Origin of the sequence: Streptomyces sp. NPDC026659 (assembly GCF_040638245.1) — a bacterium.
Classification (GTDB): domain Bacteria; phylum Actinomycetota; class Actinomycetes; order Streptomycetales; family Streptomycetaceae; genus Streptomyces.
Genome location: NZ_JBEZXY010000001.1, coordinates 365,046 through 390,430 on the forward strand (window position 1 = coordinate 365,046; position 25,385 = coordinate 390,430).

Annotated in this window: 23 protein-coding genes and 2 pseudogenes; 11 read left to right on the forward strand and 14 right to left on the reverse strand. The window is 72.0% G+C overall.

The window, feature by feature from the left end; genetic code table 11:
• The first annotated feature begins 68 nt into the window (after window positions 1-68).
• Both AB0E91_RS01745 and AB0E91_RS01750 read left to right on the forward strand, forming a co-directional pair.
• Window positions 69-842: a MerR family transcriptional regulator gene (locus AB0E91_RS01745; protein ID WP_361773556.1), complete on the forward strand. Its 774-nt coding sequence runs from the start codon at window positions 69-71 to the stop codon at window positions 840-842.
• Between the two features lie 45 nt (window positions 843-887).
• Complete coding sequence (locus tag AB0E91_RS01750) at window positions 888-1,754, forward strand: GNAT family N-acetyltransferase (protein WP_361773559.1); 867 nt, start codon at window positions 888-890, stop codon at window positions 1,752-1,754.
• Window positions 1,755-1,773: 19 nt separating this feature from the next.
• On the opposite strand, the gene AB0E91_RS01755 is transcribed toward AB0E91_RS01750, so the two are convergent.
• The 6 genes and pseudogenes from AB0E91_RS01755 to AB0E91_RS01780 all read right to left on the reverse strand — a co-directional run bounded on the left by AB0E91_RS01755 (window position 1,774) and on the right by AB0E91_RS01780 (window position 9,503).
• A complete protein-coding gene (locus AB0E91_RS01755; protein ID WP_361773561.1) occupies window positions 1,774-2,208 on the reverse strand; it encodes a VOC family protein in 435 nt (144 codons plus the stop codon).
• Window positions 2,209-2,347: 139 nt separating this feature from the next.
• Window positions 2,348-3,153 (reverse strand): annotated as a pseudogene (locus tag AB0E91_RS01760) (NAD-dependent epimerase/dehydratase family protein); the annotation flags it as partial.
• 205 nt (window positions 3,154-3,358) lie between these two features.
• Window positions 3,359-4,585 (reverse strand): hypothetical protein, encoded by a 1,227-nt coding sequence (locus tag AB0E91_RS01765; protein WP_361773564.1) that lies wholly within the window; start codon window positions 4,583-4,585, stop codon window positions 3,359-3,361.
• 207 nt (window positions 4,586-4,792) lie between these two features.
• Window positions 4,793-6,967, reverse strand: a complete 2,175-nt coding sequence (locus AB0E91_RS01770; RefSeq protein WP_361773567.1) for a 3-hydroxyacyl-CoA dehydrogenase NAD-binding domain-containing protein — start codon at window positions 6,965-6,967, stop codon at window positions 4,793-4,795.
• A 77-nt stretch (window positions 6,968-7,044) separates the two neighbouring features.
• On the reverse strand, window positions 7,045-8,259 hold the full coding sequence (locus AB0E91_RS01775; RefSeq protein ID WP_361773570.1) for an acetyl-CoA C-acetyltransferase: 1,215 nt from the start codon (window positions 8,257-8,259) through the stop codon (window positions 7,045-7,047).
• A gap of 62 nt (window positions 8,260-8,321) precedes the next feature.
• A complete protein-coding gene (locus AB0E91_RS01780) occupies window positions 8,322-9,503 on the reverse strand; it encodes a CaiB/BaiF CoA-transferase family protein (protein ID WP_361773573.1) in 1,182 nt (393 codons plus the stop codon).
• A gap of 304 nt (window positions 9,504-9,807) precedes the next feature.
• Here AB0E91_RS01780 and AB0E91_RS01785 point away from each other — a divergent pair, with 304 nt between their 5' ends.
• Entirely contained in the window at window positions 9,808-10,986 is a 1,179-nt protein-coding gene (locus AB0E91_RS01785; RefSeq protein WP_361775103.1) for a saccharopine dehydrogenase NADP-binding domain-containing protein, read from the forward strand.
• Between the two features lie 35 nt (window positions 10,987-11,021).
• On the opposite strand, the pseudogene AB0E91_RS01790 reads toward AB0E91_RS01785, so the two are convergent.
• Window positions 11,022-11,837 (reverse strand): annotated as a pseudogene (locus AB0E91_RS01790) (transcriptional regulator); the annotation flags it as partial.
• A 225-nt stretch (window positions 11,838-12,062) separates the two neighbouring features.
• Window positions 12,063-12,860, reverse strand: coding sequence for an alpha/beta hydrolase (locus AB0E91_RS01795; RefSeq protein WP_361773576.1), 798 nt, complete (start codon window positions 12,858-12,860; stop codon window positions 12,063-12,065).
• A gap of 36 nt (window positions 12,861-12,896) precedes the next feature.
• Here AB0E91_RS01795 and AB0E91_RS01800 point away from each other — a divergent pair, with 36 nt between their 5' ends.
• Window positions 12,897-13,517: a TetR/AcrR family transcriptional regulator gene (locus tag AB0E91_RS01800; RefSeq protein WP_361773579.1), complete on the forward strand. Its 621-nt coding sequence runs from the start codon at window positions 12,897-12,899 to the stop codon at window positions 13,515-13,517.
• Between the two features lie 34 nt (window positions 13,518-13,551).
• Here the strand turns inward: AB0E91_RS01800 and AB0E91_RS01805 are convergent, their stop codons facing one another.
• A complete protein-coding gene (locus AB0E91_RS01805) occupies window positions 13,552-14,538 on the reverse strand; it encodes a LysR family transcriptional regulator (RefSeq protein ID WP_361773582.1) in 987 nt (328 codons plus the stop codon).
• Window positions 14,539-14,618: 80 nt separating this feature from the next.
• On the opposite strand from AB0E91_RS01805, the gene AB0E91_RS01810 reads away from it, so the two are divergent.
• A complete protein-coding gene (locus tag AB0E91_RS01810) occupies window positions 14,619-15,605 on the forward strand; it encodes a pyridoxal-phosphate dependent enzyme (protein WP_361773585.1) in 987 nt (328 codons plus the stop codon).
• A gap of 10 nt (window positions 15,606-15,615) precedes the next feature.
• Here the strand turns inward: AB0E91_RS01810 and AB0E91_RS01815 are convergent, their stop codons facing one another.
• Window positions 15,616-16,317, reverse strand: a complete 702-nt coding sequence (locus tag AB0E91_RS01815; RefSeq protein ID WP_361773588.1) for an endonuclease V — start codon at window positions 16,315-16,317, stop codon at window positions 15,616-15,618.
• A 42-nt stretch (window positions 16,318-16,359) separates the two neighbouring features.
• Between AB0E91_RS01815 and AB0E91_RS01820 the strand changes: the two genes are divergently transcribed.
• A complete protein-coding gene (locus AB0E91_RS01820; protein WP_361773591.1) occupies window positions 16,360-16,656 on the forward strand; it encodes a YciI family protein in 297 nt (98 codons plus the stop codon).
• A 3-nt stretch (window positions 16,657-16,659) separates the two neighbouring features.
• Here the strand turns inward: AB0E91_RS01820 and AB0E91_RS01825 are convergent, their stop codons facing one another.
• Window positions 16,660-16,992: a plasmid stabilization protein gene (locus tag AB0E91_RS01825; RefSeq protein ID WP_361773594.1), complete on the reverse strand. Its 333-nt coding sequence runs from the start codon at window positions 16,990-16,992 to the stop codon at window positions 16,660-16,662.
• A gap of 236 nt (window positions 16,993-17,228) precedes the next feature.
• On the opposite strand from AB0E91_RS01825, the gene AB0E91_RS01830 reads away from it, so the two are divergent.
• The 3 genes from AB0E91_RS01830 to AB0E91_RS01840 all read left to right on the forward strand — a co-directional run bounded on the left by AB0E91_RS01830 (window position 17,229) and on the right by AB0E91_RS01840 (window position 20,830).
• Entirely contained in the window at window positions 17,229-17,645 is a 417-nt protein-coding gene (locus AB0E91_RS01830) for an SsgA family sporulation/cell division regulator (protein ID WP_361773597.1), read from the forward strand.
• Window positions 17,646-17,970: 325 nt separating this feature from the next.
• Window positions 17,971-19,611, forward strand: a complete 1,641-nt coding sequence (locus tag AB0E91_RS01835; RefSeq protein ID WP_361773600.1) for an ABC-F family ATP-binding cassette domain-containing protein — start codon at window positions 17,971-17,973, stop codon at window positions 19,609-19,611.
• A gap of 244 nt (window positions 19,612-19,855) precedes the next feature.
• On the forward strand, window positions 19,856-20,830 hold the full coding sequence (locus AB0E91_RS01840; RefSeq protein ID WP_361773603.1) for an acyl-ACP desaturase: 975 nt from the start codon (window positions 19,856-19,858) through the stop codon (window positions 20,828-20,830).
• 42 nt (window positions 20,831-20,872) lie between these two features.
• Here AB0E91_RS01840 and AB0E91_RS01845 read toward each other — a convergent pair whose 3' ends face one another.
• Window positions 20,873-21,118: a WhiB family transcriptional regulator gene (locus tag AB0E91_RS01845; protein WP_361773606.1), complete on the reverse strand. Its 246-nt coding sequence runs from the start codon at window positions 21,116-21,118 to the stop codon at window positions 20,873-20,875.
• A gap of 205 nt (window positions 21,119-21,323) precedes the next feature.
• On the opposite strand from AB0E91_RS01845, the gene AB0E91_RS01850 reads away from it, so the two are divergent.
• Window positions 21,324-22,115 carry a VOC family protein gene (locus tag AB0E91_RS01850; protein WP_361773609.1) on the forward strand — a complete coding sequence of 264 codons (792 nt, stop codon included), beginning with the start codon at window positions 21,324-21,326 and terminating at the stop codon, window positions 22,113-22,115.
• 11 nt (window positions 22,116-22,126) lie between these two features.
• Here AB0E91_RS01850 and AB0E91_RS01855 read toward each other — a convergent pair whose 3' ends face one another.
• Entirely contained in the window at window positions 22,127-23,146 is a 1,020-nt protein-coding gene (locus AB0E91_RS01855; protein WP_361773612.1) for a LacI family DNA-binding transcriptional regulator, read from the reverse strand.
• Between the two features lie 70 nt (window positions 23,147-23,216).
• A complete protein-coding gene (ligD, locus tag AB0E91_RS01860; protein ID WP_361773615.1) occupies window positions 23,217-24,239 on the reverse strand; it encodes a non-homologous end-joining DNA ligase in 1,023 nt (340 codons plus the stop codon).
• A gap of 74 nt (window positions 24,240-24,313) precedes the next feature.
• Here ligD and AB0E91_RS01865 point away from each other — a divergent pair, with 74 nt between their 5' ends.
• On the forward strand, window positions 24,314-25,384 hold the full coding sequence (locus AB0E91_RS01865) for an ATP-dependent DNA ligase (protein WP_361773618.1): 1,071 nt from the start codon (window positions 24,314-24,316) through the stop codon (window positions 25,382-25,384).
• Window position 25,385 lies beyond the last annotated feature (1 nt).

Here is a 25,385-nt window from a genome sequence, read left to right on the forward strand (position 1 = left end):
GCGTATGACGACCGAGGCCACCGGGGGCTGCCGCGCGTGACGATCGAGGCCACCGAGGACTGCCGCGTATGACGACCGAGGCCGAGGAGCCCGCCCTCACCATCGACGAGCTGGCCGCGCGCTCCGGCGTCAGCGTGCGCACGGTCCGCTTCTACGGCACCCGGGGTCTGCTCCCGCCCCCGGTGATAGGCCCGCGCCGGGTGGGCCGCTACGGCCGCGCGCACCTGGCCCGGCTCGCGCTGATCGAGGAACTCCAGCTCCAGGGCCTCACCCTCGCCGGGATCGAGCGGTATCTGGAGCGGCTCCCGGCCGACCTCTCCGACCAGGACCTCGCCGTACACCGCGCGGTGGTCTCCTCCTGGGCGCCCGAGGCGGTGGAGACGCTCTCGCGTACGGACCTGGAGCGCCGGGCCGGCCGCCCGCTGGACGACGAAGATCTACGACGCCTCGCCGCGATGGACGTCCTCGCCCCCGACGGCGACGGCTGGCGCGTGGACGCCGGGCTCCTCCGTCTCGGCGTACGCCTCCTGGACGTCCCCCTCTCACAAGAGGTGATCCTCGCCGCCCGCACCGCCCTCCTCGACCACTCCCGCGCCGCCGCCCGCGAACTCTCCGACCTGCTGCGCGGCGCGGTGACGGAGCGGGACGCGCGGGACGTCCGCTCCCTCTCGGCGCACATGCAGCCGCTGGTGGTGCAGGCGCTGCTGACCACGTTCCAGCGGTCCCTGAAGCGGGAGGTGCGGCAGTGGCTGTCGGAGGCGGGGGCGGTGCCGGAGGGCGCGCCGTCCTCGGAGGGTGCTCCGCCAGCGGAGAACGCCCCGCCCCCGGAGGACAAGGACTAGGAAACCGGCTGCGGACCGCCCACCCGGTGGTGTGTCATCGACGGCATGGCGATCGTGCTGGGCAAGCCGGGAGTCGACGGGGTGACCGAGGCCGTGGGCGCGCTGCGGGGATGGCAGTACGAAGGGGCGCCGACGCAGCTGCACCCCGGGGACCTGGGCTGGTTCCGGCGGTTCGGCCCGGAGGCCACGGCCGCGGCGGTACGGACCTGGAGCCGCGACGGCCGGACTCTCGCCGTCGGGCTGCTGGACGGCCCTGAGCTGCTGCGGCTGGCGGTCGCGCCGGACGCGTGGCGGGACGAGGAGCTGGCGCGGCGGCTGCTCACCGACATCGCCGCGCCGGAACGGGGTGTACTGCCGCCGGGGCGGGCGTACGTCGAGGCGTCCCCGGGCACGCTGGTCCACGGTCTGCTCTCCGAGGACGGCTGGTGTCCCGACGAGCCGTGGACACCGCTGAGCCGCGACCTCACGGAGCCGGTGGACGCCCCCGGCGTACGGATCGAGACGGTCGGCCCGTCACAGGCCGGCGTCCGCGCCGCCGTACAACGGGCCGCGTTCGACGGATCGGCCTTCACGGCCGAGCACTGGCACGCGATGGCGGCCGGACCGACGTACGCCGACGCCCGCTGTCTCGTCGCCCACGACGACCAGGACAACGCCGTGGCGACGGTGACGGTGTGGTCGGCCGGTCCGGGCAGGCCCGGGCTCCTGGAACCGATGGGCGTGCACCGCCACCACCGCGGGCGCGGCTACGGCCGTGCCATCACCCTCGCCGCGGCGGCCGCGCTGCGGGAACTGGGCGCGTCGAGCGCGCGGGTCGGCACGGCGAGCGCGAACGCGGGTGCCGTCGCCACGTACCGCTCGGCGGGGTTCCGGGTGCTGGGTGAGGTTCGGGATCTACGGCGGGACGCGTAGGGGCGCTGTGCCCGGCCGCTCAGTCGAGGCAGAACTCGTTGCCCTCGACGTCCTGCATCACGATGCACGACTCGTTGACGCCGTCGGCCCGCAACAGCCGCTCACGCCGCGCCCCGAGCGCGACCAGCCGCGCGCACTCGGCCTCCAGCACGGCGAGGCGCTCCTCCCCCACGAGCCCGGTGCCCACCCGTACGTCCAGGTGCACCCGGTTCTTGACGACCTTCCCCTCGGGAACCCGCTGGAAGTACATCCGCGGTCCCACCCCCGAGGGGTCCATGCAGACGAACGCCGCCCCTTGCCGCTCGGGCGGCAACGACCGGTCAAACTCCTCCCAGCTCTCGAACCCCTCCGGCGGAGGCGGCACGACGTACCCCAGCACCTCACACCAGAACCGGGCGACACGCTCGGGTTCCGCGCAGTCGAAGGTGACTTGGACCTGTCTGATCGGTGGCATCGGCGCACCATAGCAGGGGGGATCCGGGGCTCAACTCCCTTTTTTCATGGGTGTCGTGACAGTTCCTCGTGGGGAACTCGGTGACCGGATCGAGGACTTCACGCGGATGGCCGCGCAGCACCAACTGGGGGCCGTCGGCCTGGAGCCACGCCCAGGTGTCGGCGATGGTCTCGTGGAGGGGGCGGCAGCGCAGTCCGGCGGCCACGGCCCGGGCGGAGTCGACAGCCCAGACCCCGGTGTGTGTGCGCCACAGGGGCAGTTCGGTCCACTGGTTGACTCGTGAGCGGTGAGGTCCTCCGGGGAGGCCCACACGGGTCGTCCGGCGCCGCCAGTCACGCTCAGGCAGGTGTCGAGGAACTCGGCGAAGGTGAGCCCTTCGGGGTGGGCGACGTTGAAGGCCGCGCCGGCCTCCGTACTCTCCGCCTGGTCGAGGGCGAAGGCGGCCACGTCGCGGACATCGACCGGCTGAATCCGCCGGTCGGCCGGAGCCGGGGCGAGGATCGGCCCGCCGCGCGCTGCGCGGGAGAGCCACCAAGGGAGGCGACCGACGTATTCGCCGGGACCGAGAATCACCCCGGGCCTCACGAACACCGCCCGCTCGCCGAGCACTTCGGCTACGGCCCGCTCGCCGCCCGCCTTTTGGAACCCGTACTTGGTGGGCGAGCCGTCGGCACCGGTGTAGCCGAACGTCCCGTCCGCATCAGACGGGCAGTCGAGCAGCGCGGACGTCTCGGTGAGCGCGCGGTGGGGCCAGTCGGCGTACACGGACACGGTGGAGATGTGCACCCACCGGCGGGCCTGACCGGCCAGAGCGTGTGCGGCCAAGCGGGCGTCACGAGGCGGCAGTTCGGAGCTGGACGTGTCCACCACCGCGTCCCAAGGGCCCGCCGCGGCAAGACGAGCGAGGTCCGCCGGGTCGGTACGGTCGCCGTGGATGGCCTCCACGTCCGAGCGGTTGCGCTTCCGCTCAGAAGCGCCCCATTGGAGCGGACTGCGTGACTAACGGCTTTGCTCGTACTTCCAGAATTGCCGGGCGGCGCGGGCCTGGCGCGGTTGGTAGACGGCACCGGACAAGGCCGTAGCGGCGGTGGCGGTGCGGTCGGCCGGTTCGGGCTGTTGGAGGCCGGAAGGCCATCAGCCGCTGTGCCGGTCACCCCTCGCCGAAGTCCTTGGCGGTGGGGTATGTGACGTGGGTACAGCCGCGTCGAGCCGTGATGTCGTCGACGTAGGCGCGGAACAGCGAGCTGATCGTCTTGGGGCCGAGGACGCGGTCGTAGGGGGAGGCGGTGGCGAGGGTGTGCAGGGCGGGTTTGCCGTTGCAGACCGAGGAGGCCCACCAGTCGCCTTGACCGCCGCCCGCCGTTCCGGGCTTGAGCCTCACCTCGCCGTCGAGGGTGTCAAGGCTGACGGAGTCCGCCTCGGCACCGAAGTAGGACACCGTGCGCAGCCACCAGGGCGAGGTCGTGAGCGCGCCCTCGACGTAGTCGCGCTGATCGCCGTCCAGGCCGTCGGCGACGGCTCGGACGCGGTCGGGGCCGACCGCCAGCAGGCAGCTTTCGACCGGGTTCGCGTCGCGGGCCGGAATCGCCAGAGCGCGGTCGGGCAGCCGGTCGTTTCCCTCTTCCTTGACCAGCCGTCCGGCCCAGCCGCAGGAGCCGCCGGCCGAGACGGCCGGAGCCAGCCTGGAGGGGACCGGGGTCATCCGGTCGGGCAGAGCCGCAAGACGGGTCCGGCAACCGGTCCGGTGGGTGAGCTGCCGCATGGCCGAGTGGGCGATGTCCGCCAGCCGCCGTCGGTCCCCGGCGGAGACCTCCGGGTACAGGGCCACGGCGGTGACCTTCAGCAGTCCCGGGGCCTTGTCGTCACTGCCGGGGCCGCACTCGGCACGGATCACCGTGCGGAAGTTCGTGTACGAGCCCAGCGTGCCGTCGCCCAGCGGCCACTCCTCAGGGTTGATTCCGGCGACGGCGGTGGGATCGTCCTTCGGGCGGAGGTGATCGTCGAATGTGGAGAACGGGGCGTGTACGTGGCCGGCCCTGTTCACTGTCTCGGAGCCGTCGCTGCTCCTGACGATCAGCCGGAACAGGTCGGTGGACTTGTGCGAGCCGTCCGTCGTCTTGTAGATGGTGCAGGCGCTGGGCAGATGCCGTACGTCGAGCCGGTACTTGTCCCAGTCGTCGGATTCCGCCCGGACCATGCCGCCCCGCAGCTCCATCACCCGCGCCCCCGAGACCAGGTGGTCGCAGGCCGCGGCGATGTCGCGCTCGCTCGCGGCACGGTCGCGCACGTCGTCGACGGTCAGAAAGCCCGCGTACAGGCTCAGTCCGATGCCGCCCACGGCCGTCGTCAACACCAGTCGGCGCCGGCCCGCACCCATTCAGCTCTCCCCCGTCGATTCCGTTCGCGGCCACTGCCGCGTCCGTCACCAAGCGTAGAGAGAGCGCGTCCGGGCACCGCACTCGGCCCGGACCGGCCTTCGGCGGCGGGCAACGACGCGGGGCGCCCCCGGCCGGCGATTCCGGCCGAGGGCGTCCCACACCCGAGGCCGCCCCATACCCGAGGCCGCCCCACACCCGACGACGCGTCAGCGCGCGTCTGTGAACACCTCGCCTCTCTCCGCCTTCTCCACCAGCAGCGCGGGCGGGTTGAAGCGGTCGCCGTAGCGGTCCGCCAACTCCCGCGCCCGCCCTACGAACCCGGGCAGGCCGCCCTCGTAGCCGTTGATGTACTGGAGGACGCCGCCGGTCCAGCCGGGGAAGCCGATGCCGAGGATGGAGCCGATGTTGGCGTCGGCGACGGAGGTCAGGACGCCCTCCTCCAACAGCCGTACGGTGTCCAGGGCTTCGGCGAAGAGCATCCGCTCCTGCATGTCGCGGAAGGGGATCTCGTACCCCGGCTTGGTGAAGTGCTCGCGCAGGCCCGGCCAGAGGCCCGCGCGCTTTCCGTCCTCGTAGTCGTAGAAGCCGGCGCCGCCGCTGCGGCCGGGGCGGTCGAACTCGTCGACCAGGCGGTCCACGACGATGTCGGCGGGGTGCGGGGTCCAGGTGCCGCCCGCCTCCTCGACGGCGCGGCGGGTCTCGGCGCGGATCTTGCGCGGGAGGGTCAGGGTCAGCTCGTCCATCAGGGACAGGACCTTGGCGGGGTAGCCCGCCTGGGCCGCAGCCTGCTCCACCGAGGCCGGTTCGATGCCCTCGCCGACCATCGCGACGCCCTCGTTGATGAAGTGGCCGATCACCCGGGAGGTGAAGAAGCCGCGGGAGTCGTTGACGACGATCGGGGTCTTGTTGATCTGGCGGACCAGGTCGAAGGCGCGGGCCAGGGTCTCGTCGCCGGTGCGCTCGCCCTTGATGATCTCGACCAGGGGCATCTTGTCGACCGGTGAGAAGAAGTGCAGTCCGATGAAGTCGCCCTGCCGCTCGACGCCTTCGGCCAGCGCGGTGATGGGGAGCGTGGAGGTGTTGGAGCAGAGCAGCGCGTCGGGCTCGACGACGGACTGGATCTCCTGGAACACCTTGTGCTTGAGGGCGGTGTCCTCGAAGACCGCCTCGATCACCGCGTCGCAGCCCGCGAGGTCGGCCACGTCGGCGGTCGGGGTGATGCGGGCCAGCAGGGCGTCGGCCTTCTCCTGGCTGGTACGGCCCTTGGCGACGGCCTTGGCGCACAGCTTCTCGGAGTAGCCCTTGCCCTTGACGGCCGCCTCCAGGGCGACGTCCTTGAGGACGACCTCGATCCCGGCGCGCGCGCACGAGTAGGCGATGCCCGCGCCCATCATGCCCGCACCGAGGACGGCGACCTTGCGGACCTTGCGGGGCTCGATGCCCTTCGGGCGGTTGGCCCCGGAGTTGACGGCCTGGAGGTCGAAGAAGAACGCCTGGATCATGTTCTTGGCGGTCTGCCCGGCGGCCAGCTCCACGAAGTAGCGCGCCTCGATGACCTGGGCCGTCTCGAAGTCGACCTGGGCGCCCTCGACGGCGGCCGCGAGGATGTTGCGCGGGGCCGGGTAGGGGGCGCCGTTCGTCTGCTTGCGCAGGGAGGCCGGGAAGGCGGGCAGGTTGGCGGCGAACTTGGGGTTGGCCGGGGTGCCGCCGGGGATGCGGTAACCGGGCTGGTCCCAGGGCTGCTTCGATTCCGGGTTGGCGTCGATGAAGGCGCGGGCCTTCGCGATCAGCTCTTCCGGGGTCTCGGCCACCTCGTGGACGAGGCCGTTGTCCAGGGCGCGGCGCGGGTTGTACTGGGTGCCCTGGAGGAGGACCTTCAGCAGCGCGTCGGTGATGCCGAGCAGCCGGACGGTACGGGCGACACCGCCACCGCCGGGGAGCAGGCCGAGGGTGACCTCGGGGCAGCCGATGCGGGAGCCGGGGGCGTCGAGGGCGATGCGGTGGTGGCAGGCGAGGGCGATCTCGAAGCCGCCACCGAGGGCCGCGCCGTTGATCGCGGCGACGACCGGGATGCCCAGGGTCTCGATACGGCGCAGGTTCCGCTTGATGGCGAGGCCGCCGTCGAAGAGGTCCTGCGCGGTCTCGGGGGTGACCCGGATGAGGTCGCGCAGGTCGCCGCCCGCGAAGAAGGTCTTCTTCGCCGAGGTGAAGATGATGCCCCGGATCGAGTCCTTCTCGGCCTCCAGGCGGTCGGTGACCGCGGCGAGGGAGTCGCGGAACGCCTGGTTCATGGTGTTCGCGGACTGGCCGGGGTCGTCGAGGACGAGGGTGACGACACCGGTGTCGTCCTGTTCCCAGCGGATGGTGGTGCTCTCGGTCATGACAGTCGTCTCCGTAGAAGTCTCTTGATCCCGCAGATCCCGCTGATTTCGCTGATTCCGCTGATTCCGCCGGGAGTTCAGATCCGCTCGATGATCGTGGCGATGCCCATGCCGCCGCCCACGCACAGGGTGGCCAGGCCGTACCGCTTGTCCTGGCGCTCCAGTTCGTCCACGAGGGTGCCGAGGATCATCGCGCCGGTGGCGCCGAGGGGGTGGCCGAGCGCGATGGCGCCGCCGTTGACGTTGACCTTGTCCAGGGACAGGCCCATGTCCTTGACGAAGCGGAGCACGACGGCGGCGAACGCCTCGTTGATCTCGACCAGGTCGATGTCGTCGATGGTCAGCCCGGCCTTGGCCAGCGCCTTGCGGGTCGCGGGGGCGGGGCCGGTGAGCATGATGGTGGGCTCGGAGCCGGAGACGGCGGCGGAGACGATCCGGGCGCGCGGGGTGAGGCCGTACCGCTCCCCCACCTCGCGCGAGCCGATGGCGACCAGGGAGGCGCCGTCCACGATGCCGGAGGAGTTGCCCGCGTGGTGGACGTGGTCGATCTTCTCCACCCAGTGGTACTTCTGCAGCGCGACCGCGTCGAAGCCGCCGAGCTCGCCGATGTCGGCGAAGGACGGCTTGAGCTTCGCGAGGGAGTCGGCGGTGGTGCCGGGGCGCGGGTGCTCGTCGTGGTCGAGGACGGTCAGGCCCGCGCGGTCCCTGACCGGGACGAGGGAGCGCTCGAAGCGGCCCTCCTTGATCGCGGTGGCGGCGCGCTCCTGGGACAGGGCCGCGTACTCGTCCACGTCGCGGCGGGAGAAGCCCTCGATGGTGGCGATGAGGTCGGCGCCGATGCCCTGCGGCACGAAGTTGGTGGCCAGGTTGGTCATCGGGTCGTTGAACCAGGCGCCGCCGTCCGACGCCATCGGCACCCGGGACATCGACTCGACGCCGCCCGCGAGCACCAGGTCCTCCCAGCCCGAGCGGATCTTGGCGGCGGCCATGTTGACGGCCTCCAGACCCGAGGCACAGAAGCGGTTCTCCTGGACGCCCGCCACGGTGTCCGGGAGCCCCGCGGCGACGGCGGCGATACGGGCGATGTCCGAGCCCTGGTCGCCGACCGGGCCGACGACGCCGAGCACGATGTCGTCGATGGCGGCCGGGTCCAGGTCCGGGTAACGGCCGCGCAGTTCATGGATGAGGCCGACGACGAGGTCGACGGGCTTGGTGCCGTGCAGGGCGCCGTTCGCCTTGCCGCGGCCGCGCGGGGTGCGGATCGCGTCGTACACGTACGCTTCGCTGCTCACTGGGGTGCCTTTCGGGAGGGTGGGCCGGTGGCCGGGCGGGGGTGTCGCGTGGGTCGCCGCTGTCAGTCGGCGCCTGCGAGGGAGCCGTCGTGGCGATCGTCGTGGCGATCGTCGTGGCGGTCATCCAGTGCCGGAATCCCCCACTCCCGGGCGACCTCCGCTGTGCCGCTGCCCGGCAGCGCGGGGCCGGTGCGGACGGCGGTGGGGGTGGCGGAGAAACGGGGGGCGGGGGCGGGCTGGGTGAGGCCCGCGTGGTCGGTGAAGGTGCCGCGCGCGGCGAGGTGGGGGTGGTGCGGGGCCTCGGTCAGGGAGAGCACGGGGGCCACGCAGGCGTCGGAGTCCGTGAAGACCGCCGTCCACTCCTCGCGGGTACGGGACTTGAAGCGGGCCGCGATCCGCTCGCGCAGCTCGGGCCAGCGGGTGAGGTCGTGGTGGGCGTCGGCGAGCCCGTCCAGGCCGAGCAGGCGCAGGAACTCGCCGTAGAACCTGGCCTCCAGGGCGCCCACCGCCATGTACCGGCCGTCGGCGGTCTCGTACGTGCCGTAGTACGGGCAGCCGCCGTCCAGCAGGTTGGCGGCGCGGCGGTCCTGCCAGGCGCCCGCCGCGAGCATGCCGTGGATCATGGCGGAGAGATGGGCGGTGCCGTCCACGATCGCGGCGTCCACGACCTGTCCGGTGCCGGTGGCGCGCGCGTGGTGGAGGGCGGCGAGGACGCCGACGACGAGGTAGAGCGCGCCGCCCGCGTAGTCCCCGAGGAGGTTGGCGGGCAGCGCCGGGGGCTCGCCGGGGCGGCCGATCATGCCGAGGGTGCCGGTGAGCGCGATGTAGGCCGCGTCGTGGCCCGCGCGGTGGGCGAGCGGGCCGTCCTGGCCCCAGCCGGTCATGCGGCCGTAGACCAGCCGGGGGTTGCGGGCGTGGCAGTCGGCGGGGCCGACGCCGAGACGCTCGGCGACGCCGGGGCGGTAGCCCTCGATCAGGACGTCGGCGCGCTCGGCGAGGTCGAGCACGCGCGCGGGGCCTTCGGGGGCCTTGAGGTCGAGGACGACGGAGCGCTTGTTGCGGTTGGTCACGTCGTACGCCGGGTCGACGCCGAGGCCCGCGCCGCCCGGCCGGTCCACCCGGACCACGTCCGCGCCGAGGTCGGCGAGGAGCATCGCGGCGAACGGGCCGGGGCCGATGCCAGCCAGCTCCACCACGCGCACGCCGGTGAGCGGCCCTTGCCCCGGCGTCGTTGCCGTCGTCATGCCGTCAGCCCCCAAGCGTGTGTGACACAACCGATGTAACACCGGTGATGCTAGGAAGACGTTCCACCGGGCACAAGACCTGAACGAGCGAGCGCTTAGCCGAGTGCCCGACGGGCTTCGCCCGCTTCTTCCGGGTATTCCCGGGCGCCCGCGCCGCCGTCTCCGGCCCGCCGGTCGTGGTCCGTACCGCTCACGCTAGCCTCGGCCGACCGGCGCGGCGCGGGCTGTACCACCAAGGGGTGGCACGGTCAGGAGCGTCATGGACAGAGGTGTCATGGACAAGGGTGTCACGGACAGGGGTGTCATGAGCAGGCTGAAGACGACGGACCGTCCCTACGACATCGTGCTCTTCGGAGCCACCGGTTTCGTCGGCACCCTGACCGCGCGCTACCTCGCCGCGCACGCCCCCGCCGGACTGCGCTGGGCTGTCGCGGGCCGCGACGAGGCCCGCCTGGAGCGGCTGCGCGCGGAACTGCCGCACGGCGAGGACATCGGCGTCCTGCGGGCCGACGTACACGAACCGGGCACCCTCCGCGCCCTCGCCGAGCACGCTCGCGTGGTGGCCACGACGGTCGGCCCGTACGTCACCTACGGCGAGGACCTGGTCGCCGCCTGCGCGGAGGCGGGCACCGACTATCTCGACCTCACCGGCGAGCCGGAGTTCGTGGACCTGGTGTACGTACGGCACGACGCGCGCGCCCGGGAGACCGGCGCCCGTCTGGTGCACGCATGCGGCTTCGACTCGGTGCCGCACGACCTGGGCGCGTACTTCACGGTCCGGCAGCTGCCCGAGGGCGTGCCGCTCACCGTGGACGGCTTCGTGACCGCGGACGCGTCCTTCTCCGGCGGCACCCTGGCCTCCGTGCTGGGCCAGTTCGCCCGCGGCGGCAGGATGCTGGCCGCCGCCCGCGACCGCGCCCGCCACGAGCCCCGCCTGCTCGCGCGCCGGGTGACGACCCCGCTGGGCGCCCCTCGCTACGCCGGGGAGATCGGTGCCTGGGCGCTCCCGCTCCCCACCATCGACCCCCAGATCGTCCGCCGCTCCGCCCGCTCCCTCGACCGCTACGGCCCCGACTTCCGCTACCGCCACTACGCCGCCGTACGCCACCTGCCCGTCGCCGCGGGCGCCATCGCCGCCACCGGCGCCCTCGCCGGCGCCGCCCAGCTCCCACCCGTCCGCCGCTTCCTCTCCTCCCGCCTCCGCCCCGGCGACGGCCCCAGCCCCGAACGCCGCGCCCGCAGCTGGTTCCGCATCCGCTTCATCGGCGAGGGCGACGGCCACCGCGTCTACACCGAGGTCACGGGCGGCGACCCTGGCTACGACGAGACGGCGAAGATGTTCGCGGAGGCGGCCCTGTCCCTGGCCTTCGACGACAATCCCCCGGTGTCTGGGCAGGTCACGACGGTGACGGCGATGGGGGACGCGCTGACGGAGCGGCTGCGGGGGGCGGGGATCGGGTTTCGGGTGGTCGCGGAGCGGTAGGGCCACGGCCGTCGGTTCCCGAACCAGCCCCTCCGCTACGCAGCGGCTACGAGCTGCCGGACACGCTCGTTGAAGTCGACGACGAGGGCGTGCCGGTCAAACGGGATCATGCGCCGCTGCACGTCCTGAACCGCTTCGACGCTTCGTGAGGACTTCACGCGCCTCGCGAGTTCCAGCGTGCGCACGCCCGTCGCGTGCGCGGCTTCGAGGTCCCCGCGCTGGAGGTGCGAGACGGCAAGGGCGGCGTGGGACATCGCTCCGCGTCGCGCTCGGTTCTGGGAGCGGGCGTACTCGATGGACTGTCGGGCGTGCTCCGCGCTGTGCTCGGGCTGCTGAAGATCGCGGAAGGCATTGGCGTACTCGCCGTGCAGATAGGCCCCGTCAATGAACTTGGCCCACTCCGGCTCGTTCTCTCGCACCACACGGGCGAACGCGGCTTCCGAACGCAGCACGGCCCGCGCGGTTCCCCGTTCATCCCCGAGCACGGCGAGCGCACGGGCTTCCAACGCCCAAAGGTCCGCCAGACAGGCGGGTGCGTGCGTGTCTCGTAGCCGTTGCCGCCCGGACTGCGTCAACCGGCGGCCCTCAACAGGGTTGCCGAGCAGCGTCGCTTGATCCGCCATACCTGCGAGAACATGCGCTCCGAGTGCCGCGTCCTCCGACTCTTCCGCCAGGCGGAGCGCCTGAATCAAGTAGCGCTGTGCAGTGCCGTGTTCGCCGTTGTCGAAGGCCATCCATCCGAGCAGGTACGTCTGTTCAGCATCCGCGCTGCACAACGCCCTACGTATGCCGTCCGAGTGCGTACGCCGCAGGAGCGGAGAGACGTGCTGGTTCACGTACTCCGTGAGCATTCCCGCGGTCCATGTCCGCTCTCCCTGCCTCGGTCACCGACTCGGCCGTGTTCCACGGTGGCCTGTACGCGGTCCGGTGCCGCTAGGCAGAACTTGGACTCTCCCAACTTCTGCCACTCGAAAGCGCGTTAATGGGGGGGGAGTCGCACCGGGTCGGCGTCTTCGGCGGGTTCCGGCACCTGAACCGGCCCTCGATGGAGAGCGGTGCGTCGGCATGGGTGCCCATCAGGTGGCGGCGAGGTTGTTGAGCAGGCGGCCCAGCTCTTCCGGCGCCTCAATGTGGGCCAGGTGGCCCTGGCCGGGGAGTTCGTGGACTTCGGCGTGAGCGACGCGCTGCCGTACGTGGTCGAACGACGTTCCGTAGGGGGCCGTTCCGCGATTGCGCCGGCCGATGATCAGGTCGACTTGATCTGCCTGTCGTGCCATCACATCCGGAGGCGGCGCCGCGTTGAGCGCGCCGAGTTCGGCGTACAGCGGTCCGCTCAAGCGACGCAGTATCGCCCAACTGTGAGAATCGGCCCGAAGGTCCTCGACATGTGCTGCGGAGAAGCCGGAGATCTGCCGATTGACGATCTCGACGCAGCGATCCCAGTCCGCCGTCTCCGCCGCGCTCTTCAGGTCTGCCAGTGCATGGTGTCCGAACGGCTGCATCACCGGCTCGTAGGCGATCACCTGGGGAATCGGGCGATCGTTGGCGGCCAGCAAACCGATCAAGCCGCCGTAGCTCCAGCCGAAGAGGGCCCTCGCATTGTCGAACTCGTCAAGGACCGCGCCGAGGTCCTCAACCTCGGTTCGCAGCGAGTAGGAATGGGTCAGCGGCCCCGAGGAAGCGCGTCCCCGACGGTTGACGACTACCACTGAGGGCCACGCGTCGACGGCGCCCGCAACGTGGCGCCACGTATGCGCATCACTCATCACGCCCGGGACGACGACGAGGCCCGGAGCATCCGGCTCCCCGTACACATCGACCGTGACCCAGCTGTCCCCGCCGACCGACAACCTCTTCTGAATCGTTCGCTCCATAAATCAATTATGGAGCGAACGATCTACAATGCAAGAGTGACCGAACGCAACCGTGGACGACCGCGAGCCTTCGACCGCGACCGCGCGGTCCTCGACGCCGCTCGCCTCTTCTGGCGACGCGGTTACTCCGGCACCTCGACCCGCGCCCTGACCGCGGCCCTCGGGCTCTCCACCTCCAGCCTCTACGCCGCCTTCGGCAGCAAGGCCGGACTGTTCGAGGAAGCGGTGCGGACCTACGCCGAGCGTTACCGCGAGATCTACCAGCAGGCCGTCGCCGAGAAGGACGTCCAGACGGTCGTCGAACGCATCCTCACCGACTCGGTCCACGAGTTCACCCGGCCAAGCGACACCCATCCCGGATGTCTCATCAGCAGCGCCGTGATGACCGACAGTACGAGCACGCTCGACACCAGCGCCTACATCGCCGCACTGCACAGCTCGAACGAGCAGGCCCTCCTCGTACGCATCGAACGAGCCGTCCAGGACGGGGAACTGGCCGCGGGCACCAACGCAGCGGTCCTGACCGGGCTCATCCAATCCGTCTGGCACGGATTGTCAGTGCGATCCAACCTCGACACAGCTCGCGAGGACCTGCTCGCGACGGCACAACTTGCCCACCGGCTGATCTGCCGACAACTCACGTCACCAACGTCCTGACCCGCAACAACCAGGTCGTGGTGGATCTTCGTGATCAGCCCGCCCCGGGACCGGCCGGGCGCCTCGCCGGGCCGGATCCAGCTCCCCCTTCCTTTCGGGCCCCGCCTCCGCTCACGGCATCGGCCGCCGCACGCAGGAAGGCCGTCAGTTCCCGGACGAGTACGGTCGGCCGTCGGCGGTGGACGACGGCGATCTCGCGTGCCGGGGTGGGCCCGCGCAACTCGCGCACCGCGACCCGGCTCCGGTCCGCACCGGCGAGCACGGTCTCAGGGACGAGCGCGATGCCGAGACCGGCGCCCACCAGGGCCAGGATGACGTGGTAATCGGCGGACTCGTAGGCCACACGGGGCTCGAACTCCGCCTGTCGCGCGAGGTGTTCCAGACAGACCCGGTTCGGGATGCCCAGGGCGCCGGAGATCCAGGTGTCCTCCGCGAGCCGGGCGAGGTCGATGCCGGGTGTGCGCGGGGCGAGTTGGTGGCCGGACGGCAGTACGAGCCGCAGCGGGTCGTCGAGCAACGGCCGCCGCTCCAGGCCGGGATGCGAAGTCGGTGGCACGCCGGGATAGCGGTGGGTGATCAGTACGTCGAGGTCGCCCGAGGTCACCAGGCCGTAGCCGTCGGGCGGTTCGATGTCCACGAGCGACAACTCGGCTTCTGGATAACGGCTCTTGAGTTCAGCCAGCGCCATCGGGACCAGCGTCTGGGCTGCGGTGGCGAAGGAGCCGAGCGCGAGGTGCCGCGGCTGGGCGCCGAGCGCGGCGTCGACGGCGGTGCGCGCCTGGCGCAGCGCGCCGATCACCCGCTCGCCGTGCTCGACCAGGACCGCGCCGACCGGCGTCGGGACGACTCCGCCCGGGCGGCGCTCCAGCAGCCGGGCGCCCAGCTCCGCCTCCAGCTTGGCGATCTGCTGGGACAGCGCCGACGGCGTGAAGGCCAGCGTGCGCGCCGCCTCCGCGATGGACCCGGCGTGCGCCACCTCGACCAGGACCCGGAGACGGTTGACGTCCAGCTCTCGCACCATGGGCCCATCGTAAGCAGCGCTAACGGCGGCTTACCGATCGCCGCTTGTGCTAACGGGAGCGGCCCGCGAAGGATGACCGCATGACGAGTCCGACCCTCACGCCCTCCGCCTCCGACGTACGCGCCGCCGCCGACCGCATCCGTCCCTACGTCCGCCGTACTCCCCTGCTCGACGTGGAGACCGGCGGCCGTCGCGTCCTGCTGAAGCTGGAGTACCTCCAGCGCAGCGGCTCGTTCAAGCTGCGCGGCGCGCTCAACGCGATGCTCTCCGGACCCTCGGACGACCACGTGGTGGCCGCGTCGGGCGGCAACCACGGCCTCGCGGTCGCGACAGCGGCCTCCCTCCTCGGGATGTCCGCGACGGTCTACGTACCCCGGACGGTTCCGGAGGCGAAGGCCCGCCGCATCGAGGCCACCGGCGCGCGACTGGTCCGGCACGGCGCCACCTTCGCCGAGGCCGCCTCGGCGGCGGAGGAGGCCGCGGCGCGGCCGGGGCACCGGTTCGTGCATCCCTACGACGACCCCGCCGTGGTCGCCGGACAGGGGACGGTGGCGGCCGAGATCCTCGCCGACGCCCCGGACGTCGACTCCGTCGTGGTGGCGGTCGGCGGCGGAGGACTGGCGGCCGGTACGGCCCTCGCCCTCGCCGCACCCGGTGCCGGTACCACCCCGGGCGGACGCAATACCACCCCGGGCGGACGCGATGCCGTCTCCGGCGGACGCCGCGTCGTCGCCGTCGAGCCGGAGCACTGCCGCTGTCTGCACGACGCGCTCGCGGCGGGCGGTCCCACGGACTCGGCGGTGGACTCCGTCGCCGCCTCCGCGACCGGCGCGAGCCGGGCCGGAGCCCTTCCCTACGCCGTCCTCGCCGCCCACGACGTGGCGTCGGTGCTGGTCGGCGACGAGGAGATCCTCGCGGCCCGGGACCTGCTGTGGGAGCAGTGCCGGATCGCCGCAGAACCGGCCGCGGCGATCCCGTTCGCGGCCTGGCTCGCCGGCCGGGTTCCCGGAGAACGGCCCTGCCTGGTGGTGTGCGGCGCGAACGCCGACTGGACCCCCACCGGGTGAGCCCCCGGCGTCATCCGATCTCCCCCACCGCCTCCCGCAACGCCCGCCGGCACAGCGCGTCCGCCCTGCGGGTCGTCTCCGGGAGGCGGTACTTCGGGGTCAGCGCCAGGGTGTGGGCGACGGCGGCGGGGAGGGTGACGCGGTGGCCTGCCGAGACGTAGACCGGCTTGACGCCGTCGCGGGTACGGAGTGCCTGGCCGACCTCTTCCGCGCCGTCCAGGAGGGGGGCCGTGCTGCCGCGCGGGGCGGCGGGTTCGGGGTGGGTGAAGGTGAAGGGGTTCTTCGCCACGCCCATCGCGGGGAGGTCCGTCAGGACGCCGAGGTGGCAGGCGAGGCCGAAGCGGCGGGGGTGGGCGAGGCCGTAGCCGTCGCAGACCAGGAGGCCCGGCGGGCAGGGGAGCTGCGACAGGGCGGCCAGGAGGGTCGGGATCTCGCGGAAGGCGAGCAGACCGGGGATGTAGGGGAAGGAGACGCGGCCGACGGCCGTCGACTCCGCGACCGTCTCCAGTGTGGCCGCGTCCAGGACGACAGCCGCCGCTGCCACCAGGTCGCGTTCGTCGTCGTAGGCCACGTCCAGGCCGGTGACGTGGCCCGTGCCCGGCTCCGGTCCCGGCTCGTCCAGGATCACCCGGGCACACAGCGCGTCCTGGACCGCGCGGGCCTCCGTCTCCGTGGTGGGCCAGCCCTCGGGCACCGGTGCGATCTTCGTCATGGTGGGGCCGACTGTACGACGGCGGACGGTACGCTCGCGATCATGTTCGTGCTCGAATTGACCTATACCGCCCCGCTCGACGCCGTCGAGGCCGCTCTCGCCGCGCATGTGAGCTGGCTGGACGAGCAGTACGACCAGGGGGTCTTCCTGGCCTCCGGGCGGAAGAACCCGCGTGACGGCGGGATCATCCTGGCCGTCGGTGCGGACCGGGCGGCCATCGAGGAGGTCGTGGCGGGCGATCCGTTCGTCACCGCCGGGGTGTGCGAGTACCGCGTCACCGAGTTCACCGCGACGAAGACGGCGCCCGGGCTGGAGCGGTACCGGGAGAACCTGGGCTGATCCTCAGCTCTTCTTCTCGTCCAGGGCCTGCCGCAGCTGCTCCTTGTTCATGTCGGAGCGGCCGTGGATGTCGCGCTGCCTGGCCTCGTTGTAGAGCTGGTCGTAGGTCGGGCCGCCGGAGCCCCTGCCCGACCGCCTGCCGCCGCGCTCGCCGGAGGACATGTCCTCGGTCGAGCTGCGGCTCGCGCTCTTCGATTCGCCGGTGCGGGCGCGCTCCTTGTTGACCGTGCGCGCGGCGATCTCCTCGGCCCGGTCGGTGCTCGCGCCCCGCTCCAGCTCGCTCTCCTTGATGTGCTCGTACTGGCGCTCGCGCTTGGGGCTGGAACCGGCAGGCATGGTCACTCCCGTCGTCGTGCCGTCGTCGTCATCGTCGTGCCGTCGTCGTCATCCGCACATCCCCGCCCTTAGGGGACACCGCCCGGGTACCCAGTTCGCGCGGGCCCACCGGATGCACCCCTACGGTGACGGACGTCACGTTCCCTCCATGTGCACGGAACGGCCGCTTCCGTCGTCTCTCCGGGTATCAGGTCGCCGGACGCCCCGAGGACGTCCGGCCGTCACGAGGGAGCAAGGTGTTGTCCACCATCGAGCAGGTAGTGGAGGCGCGGCTGGTCGCGGCCGCCCCGCGCATGCCGACCATTCCCGTCACGCTGCACTACGACCGGCAGGACCCCTTCGCCGTCCGTATGACCTTCCCGGCCCCGGCCACCCTCGCGGGCGTGGAGATCTGCTGGACCTTCTCCCGCGAACTGCTCTCCGCCGGGCTGACCGGCGCGGAGGGTCAGGGAGACGTCCGGGTCCGCCCCTACGGGTACGACCGGACCGTCCTGGAGTTCCACGCCCCCGAGGGCATGGCGGTGGTGCATCTGCGCTCCGGCGACGTACGGCGTTTCCTCGCGGCCACCGCCGAGCTGGTGCCCGTGGGCCTGGAGCACCTCCAGCTGGACCTGGACGACGGTCTGGCCGAGCTGATGCGGGATGCCTGCTGAGCGCACCCGCCGAGGACGCCTGCCGAGCGCTCCTGCCGAGCGCTCCTGTCCGGCTCGGGGGCGCCGGGTAAATCCTTTGACAGTCCTCCTGGCCGCTCCTACGGTGTACAGCGGTTCTGTTGTCGTCGATCGGAGTAGGACGTTGCTCGTCTGAGGTTCTGAGACACCGCGTTCACACCCCCCGGGGTGTACGTGGCGTACGACCTCGGCGTCCGAGCCGTCCTCCAGACGCAGGCCCTTTCTCCCGCCTCCCCTGGTCCCCGGTTTCCGCCTCGCGGTGTCTCGACACGCGCCCACCGACCGCACCGGCATTCCGCGAGGCTCCATGTCATCCGCACCCGCGTCACTCACCTGTACCTCCCTCTCCTTCGCCTGGCCCGACGGCACCACCGTCCTGGACGGCCTCGACATCGCGTTCGGCCCCGGCCGCACCGGCCTCGTCGGCACCAACGGGTCCGGAAAATCAACCCTGTTGAAGCTGATCTCCGGTGAGCTCACCCCCTCCGGCGGCACCGTGAAGGCGGCCGGCGAGATCGGCCACCTTCCGCAGCACGTCACGCTCGACACCGGTCTGCGCGTGGACGAGGCCCTGGGCATCGCCGCCCGGCGGTCCGCCCTGCACGCCATCGAGGCGGGCGACGCCGCCGAGGAGCACTTCGACACCCTCGGCGACGACTGGGACGTCGAGGAGCGCGCCCTGGCCACCCTCGGCGAACTCGGCCTGGGCCACCTCGATCTGGACCGCACGGTGGGCGAACTCTCCGGCGGCGAGGCCGTGTTGCTGCGACTGGCCGCACTCCTGCTGCGTCGCCCGGATGTCCTGCTCCTGGACGAGCCCACCAACAACCTCGATCTGTACGCCCGCAGACGCCTCTACGCGGCCGTCGCCGCCTGGCCCGGCGTCCTCGTGGTGGTCAGCCACGACCGTGAACTGCTCGACCTGGTCGACCGGATCGCGGACCTGCGCTCCGGCACGGTCACCTGGTACGGCGGCAACTACACCGCCTACGAGGAGGCGTTGGCCGTGGAACAGGAGGCCGCCGAGCGCACGGTGCGCGCAGCCGAGGCCGACGTACGCAGGCAGAAACGCGAACTGTCGGACGCCCAGACCAAGTTGGCCCGCCGCAAGCGGTACGGGCAGAAGATGTACGACTCCAAGCGCGAGCCGAAGATCGTGATGGGCGCCCGCAAACGCGCCGCCCAGGAGTCGGCGGGCAAGCACCGCATCCTGCACGAGGAGCGGCTCGCCGAGGCGCGCGACCGACTGGACGAGGCGGTGGATGCGGTACGGGACGACGACGAGATCCGCGTCGACCTGCCGTACACCGCCGTACCGCCCGGCCGCCAGGTGCTCACCCTGGAGAAGCTGGAGACGGTCTTCGGGGCGCGCGTCGAGGGCATCCTCGATCTGCGCGGCCCGGAGCGGATCGCGCTCGTCGGGCGCAACGGCTCGGGCAAGACGACCCTGCTGCGGACCGTCGCCGGGGAGCTGGCGCCGATGGCGGGCGAGGCGCGGGCACACGTCCCGCTCCGCTTCCTGCCCCAGCGGCTGGACGTGCTGGACGACACGGCGACGGTCGCGCAGAACGTGGCCCGGTTCGCGCCGGACGCCACCACGAACCGGGTCCGGGCCCGGCTCGCCCGCTTCCTGTTCCGGGGCGCGCGGGCCGACCAGCTCGCGGGCACGCTCTCCGGGGGCGAACGCTTCCGGGCGGCGCTGGCCGCGCTGATGCTCGCCGAGCCCGCGCCCCAGCTGCTGCTCCTGGACGAGCCGACGAACAACCTGGACATGGCGAGCGTGCGCCGGCTGACTTCGGCCCTGGAGTCGTACGAGGGCGCGCTGCTGGTCGCGAGCCACGACCTGCCGTTCCTGGACTCGGTGGGGATCACCCGCTGGCTGCTGATGGCGGACGGCGTGCTGCGCGAGACGAGCCGGGAGGAGGTCGAGGCAGGCCCGGTCGAGTGACCGGCTCACCCGAATGGCCCCGGAACCACCGGTTCCGGGGCCATTCGGCGTACGTGTCGCCACGACCACGAAACACCCTCCCACCTGGTGCGCAGCCGTCCTTACGCCACCCTTAACCTACGGGTTCGTAACCTACGGATTCGTAGCCTACGATCTCGTAGGTTCGCGGCGCGGGGCCCTCATCGTCCTGCCCGCCCTCTTTCACTTCATTTGTGCTCCCCGCTCGGCATTACCTGGAGTTCCCGTGACGATCACCTCCCCTCACCTCGGCAGCCCGGCCGTATGGACCGACGCGCGGCTGCTGTTCGCGCTGGAGGAGGTGGTGGAGAAGGAGCTGAACCGGCATCTGAAGGTCGCCAAGGACTGGATGCCGCACGAGTACGTGCCCTGGAGCGACGGCCGCAACTTCCCCGGCCTGTTCGAGGACGGCGAGGCGTGGGGCAAGGAGCAGTCGAAGGTCACCGACATCGGCCGTACCGCGCTCGTGGTGAACCTGCTGACCGAGGACAACCTCCCGAGCTACCACCACGAGATCGCCTCGCTCTTCGGCCGCGACGGCGCGTGGGGCACCTGGGTGCACCGCTGGACCGCCGAGGAGGGCCGCCACGGCATCGTCATGCGCGACTACCTGCTCGCCTCGCGCGCGGTCGACCCGGACGAGCTGGAGCGGTTCCGCATGTCGCACATGAGCGAGGGCTTCGAGTCGGACAACCGGCACTCGATGCTGCACTCGATCGCGTACGTCGCGTTCCAGGAGCTGGCCACCCGGATCTCGCACCGCAACACCGGGCACCAGTCGGGCGACCCGGTCTGCGACCGGATGCTCTCGCGCATCGCCACCGACGAGAACCTGCACATGGTCTTCTACCGGAACCTGCTGAAGTCCGCCTTCGAGCTGGCCCCCGACCTCACCATGCAGGCCGTGCGCGACGTCGTCGTCAACTTCCGGATGCCCGGTCACGGCATCCCCGGCTTCGAGCGGGCCGCCGCGCAGATGGCCATCGGCGAGGTCTACAACCTGCGCATCCACCACGACGACGTGCTCCAGCCGGTGCTGCGCTTCCTGAAGGTCATGGAGATCGACGGTCTCGGCCCCGAGGGCAGCGCGGCGCAGGAGGAACTCGGCCTGTACATGGGCGGTCTGGACGCGCAGGCGACGACGTTCGACGAGCGTCTCGCGGCCCGCAAGGCCCGGATGGCGGCGCGCGCGGCTGGCTGAGCCCGCCCGCCCCTTCGTTTACCTGCGGCGCGCCTCCCCGGTTCAGCGGGAGGCGCGCCGCAGTGCCATGCGCTCCTTCTCCGACAGCCCGCCCCACACACCGAAGCGCTCGTCGTGGCTGAGCGCGTACCGCAGGCAGGCGGAGCGGATCGCGCACATGCCGCAGATCCGCTTCGCCTCGCGGACGGAGCTGCCGGGCTCGGGGAAGAAGAACTCGGACCCGGTCTGCGCGCACAGGGCCTGGTTCTGCCAGTCGGTGTCGGCCGGGGTGATCGTCTCGGTGTGCATGGAACGGATCGTGCCGGGCCGCGAAAAACGTTCCATCAACGCGGGTTCAACAACGCCCGCCGAGACCGGCGCCCGCCCCATGCTCCCCCGCCGGCGGCCTCCCGGCACGGCGGCGCGCGCGGACGCGCTCCGGCGGCGCGTGCCGGTGCGCGGTGCCAGACTCGGCAGTGCCACGCGTCCCGGGGCCCGGCGAGGAGGGCGAGCCATGCTCAGCACCCGTGCCCTGGAGGGCGCTCCGAACTGGATCGACCTCGCCGCCCCGGACCTGGACGGCGCGCTCGCCTTCTACGGCGCCCTCTTCGGCTGGCACTTCCGCCCGCTGGGCCCGGACGCGGGCGGGTACGGCTTCCTCCAGCTGGACGGCAGGACGGTCGCCGGTGCGATGCCGACCGGTGCGGGGCGTGAGCTGCCTGGCTGGACGGTGTACTTCCGGACCGAGGACGCCGAGACCACCGCGGAGACGGCCGAACGGGCGCACGGCACCGTCCTGTCCGCGCCCGGCGACGTCATGGGCCTCGGGCGGATGGCGGGCCTCGCCGACTCCGCCGGGGCCGTGTTCCGCGTCTGGCAGCCCGGCGAGGTCGAGGGCCTGGACGCGGCGAGCGAGCCGGGCGCGCTGTGCTGGGTCGAGCTGCACACCCCGGACGTGGCGGCGGGCGCCGCCTTCTACCACCGGGTGCTCGGCCTGGAGACCTCCGCCACCGCGTTCCCCGACGGCATGTACACCTGTGTCGGCCCGCCCGGCGCCGGGGAGGACGCGATGTTCGGCGGAGTCGTCCGCTCGGCCGACGACCCGGCGGACACGGGCGCGGGCGCGTACTGGCTGCCGTACTTCGCGGTGACGGACCCCGACGCGCTGGCCGCCCGGACCCGGCAGCGGGGCGGCACGGTCCTGCTTCCCCCGACCACCGTCCCGGGCGTGGGCCGCATGGGCCGCCTCACCGATCCCTACGGTGCCCGCTTCGCGGTGATCAGGGGCGAGCCGCCACAGGGCTGACCCGGTCCGGGCTATGCCGTCGACCGGTGGACCAGTGTCGTCGGCAGGACGACCGAGGAGGGGACGTCGTCGGGTGCCGCGCGGCCGCGCAGGAGCAGGCGGGCCATCAGGCGGCCCATCTCCTCGATGTCCTGGCGAACAGTGGTCAGGGGCGGGTCGGTCTGTTCGGCGACGGGAGCCATGTCGTCGAAGCCGATCAGGGCGACGTCCTCGGGGACGCGGCGGCCGCGTTCGCGCAGAACGCGGAGGGCGCCGAGGGCGGTGAGGTCGTTGGCGGCGAAGACGGCGTCGACGTCCGGGCGGCGGTCGAGGAGTTCGCGCATGGCGCCCTCGCCGCCGGAGGGGGTGAAGTCGCTGTAGACGACGAGGCCGGGGTCGTCGGTGCCCATGACGTCGCGGTAGCCGTCCAGGCGGTCCACCGCCGAGGTCTGATCCAGGGGCCCGGTGATGTGCGCGATGCTGGTGCGGCCGAGGGAGACCAGATGGCGTACGGCCGCGCGGGCGCCGCCCCGGTTGTCGCTGTCGACGTACACCGGGCCGCCCCGGCCGTCGCTCCAGTCGGGCCGCCCGCCGAAGACGGTCGGGACGCCCGCGTCGTGGATGAGGCCGGGCAGCGGGTCGTCCAGGTGGAGGGAGAAGACGAGCGCGCCGTCCACGTGACCGCCCGCCAGATAGCGGGCCACGCGCGCGTGGTCGTCCCGGCCCTCGGTGAGCAGCAGCACGAGCTGGTTGTCGTAAGCCGTCAACTCCTTGCTGATCCCGCGTAGTTGGGCGGCGAAGAAGGGGTCGGCGAAGACGCGGGTGCCGGGTTCGGCGATGACGACGGCGACGGCGTCGTGCCGCCGGGTGACGAGGCTGCGGGCGGCGCGGTTGGGGACGTAGCCCAGTTCCTCGACGGCTTCCCGGACCCGGGCGACGAGCGGGGCGCGCACTCCGTCGCCGCCGTTGACGACACGGGAGACGGTGGCCCGTGACACCCCGGCCCGCTCGGCGACGGCCTCCAGCGTGGGGCGCGACACTGCCTCGGTCACTCGGTGCTCCTCATCGGGCGGCTGCCGCCCAGGATAACCGCGTAGCGGCGCCCGGCACCGGGGGCGATCGTCAGGAAGATGCCTGGTCCTTGCGGGCGCGGCTCGGCTGGACCCGCTTGGGTTCGCCGGGCATCTTCGGATACTCCGGCGGGTACGGCAGATCGCCCAGGCCGTGGTCGCTCTCGTCCTTGCGGGCCAGCTCCAGGAGGGCGTCCAGGGAGTAGGCGTGGTCGTCCATGCCGGCGTGCACGTCACCGAGTTCAGCGAACCGCACCGGCATGGTGGCGAGGTCGAAGTCGCGGGGCCGGGCGTCGGCCACCTCGTCCCAGCGCAGCGGGGCGGAGACGGTGGCCTCGGGGCGGGGTCGTACGGAGTAGGCGGAGGCGATGGTGCGGTCTCTCGCGGTCTGGTTGTAATCAATAAAAATATGTTCGCCCCTTTCCTCCTTCCACCACTTCACCGTCACCTGGTCCGGCATCCGGCGGGCGAGTTCTCGGCCGACCGCGATGGCGGCGCGGCGGACCTGGGTGAAGGTCCAGCGCGGTTCGATGGGCACGAAGACGTGCAGTCCCCTGCCGCCGGAGGTCTTGGGGAAGCCCTGCAAGCCCCCGAACTCCTCCAGTACGGCGCGGAGTTCGAAGGCGGCGCGGACCGCGTCCGCGTAGTCGGTGCCGGGCTGCGGGTCGAGGTCGATGCGCAGTTCGTCGGGGTGGTCGACGTCGTCCCGACGCACCGGCCAGGGGTGGAAGGTGAGCGTGCCGTACTGCGCGGCCCAGACCGCCGCGGCCTGCTCCGTGGGGCACATCTCGTCGGCGCTGCGGCCGCTGGGGAAGGTGATGTGGGCAGTGGGGATCCAGTCGGGCATGTTCTTGGGCGCGCGCTTCTGGTAGAACCACTCGCCGTCGAGGCCGTCCGGGTAGCGCTCCAGGGTGGTGGGGCGGTCGCGCAGGGCGCGCAGGATGCCGGGGCCGACCGAGGCGTAGTACTGGGCGACGTCCAGCTTGGTGAATCCGCGCTCCGGGAAGAAGACCTTCTCCGGGTGGGTCAGCCGTACGGTCCGGCCGGCCACCTCCAGTTCCACCGCATCGCCCATGCGGCCACCGTAGGCGTCCCCCGCACACCGCGCACACCGGGCGCGGTCGGCTGGGCGCGCGCAGAATCGGTGCCATGGATCTGCCGGTCATGCCGCCCGTGAAGCCGATGCTCGCCAAGCCGGTGGCGAAGATCCCGCCGGGCATGCACTACGAGGCGAAGTGGGACGGCTTCCGGGCGATCGTGTTCCGCGACGGGGACGAGGTCGAGCTGGGCAGCCGCACCGGCAAGACGCTGTCCAGGTATTTCCCCGAGCTGGTGGCGGCGCTGAAGGAGCGGATTCCCGAGCGGTGCGTGCTGGACGGGGAGATCGTGATCGCGCGGGAGGGGCGCCTCGACTTCGACGCGCTGACCGAGCGCATCCATCCGGCCGAGTCCCGGGTGCGGACGCTGGCCGAGCGGACGCCCGCCTCCTTCGTCGCCTTCGACCTGCTGGCCCTGGACGACCACGCCCTGCTCGACGTGCCTCTCTCCGACCGGCGGGCCCTGCTCGACCGGGCGCTGGAAGGGGTGACACCGCCGGTGCATCTGGCCCCGGCGACGACCGACATCGAGGTCGCCCGGGAGTGGTTCGAGCGGTACGAAGGCGCGGGCCTTGACGGGATCGTGGCCAAGCCGCTCGCGCTGCCGTATCTCCCGGACGAGCGGGCCATGTTCAAGGTCAAGCACGAGCGGACGGCGGACGTGGTGGTGGCGGGTTACCGGCTGCACAAGAGCGGCCCGGTGGTGGGCTCGCTGCTGCTGGGGCTGTACGACGACCACGGCCTCCTCCAGCACGTGGGGGTGGCGGCCGCGTTCACCATGAAGCGGCGCGCGGAGCTCATCGAGGAGCTGGCGCCGCTGCGGATGACGGACGTGAGAGGGCATCCGTGGGCGCGCTGGGCGGAGGAGTCGGCCCACGAGGAGGCCCGGCTGCCGGGGGCGCCGAGCCGCTGGTCGGGCAAGAAGGACCTGTCCTGGGTGCCGCTGCGCCCGGAGTGGGTCGCGGAGGTGGCGTACGACCACATGGAGAACGGCGCCCGTTTCCGGCACACGGCGCGCTTCCGCCGCTGGCGCCCGGACCGCACCCCGGAGAGCTGCACCTACGCCCAGTTGGAGGAGCCGGTGCGGTACGACCTCGCGGAGATCCTGGGGAGCGCCGGGTAGC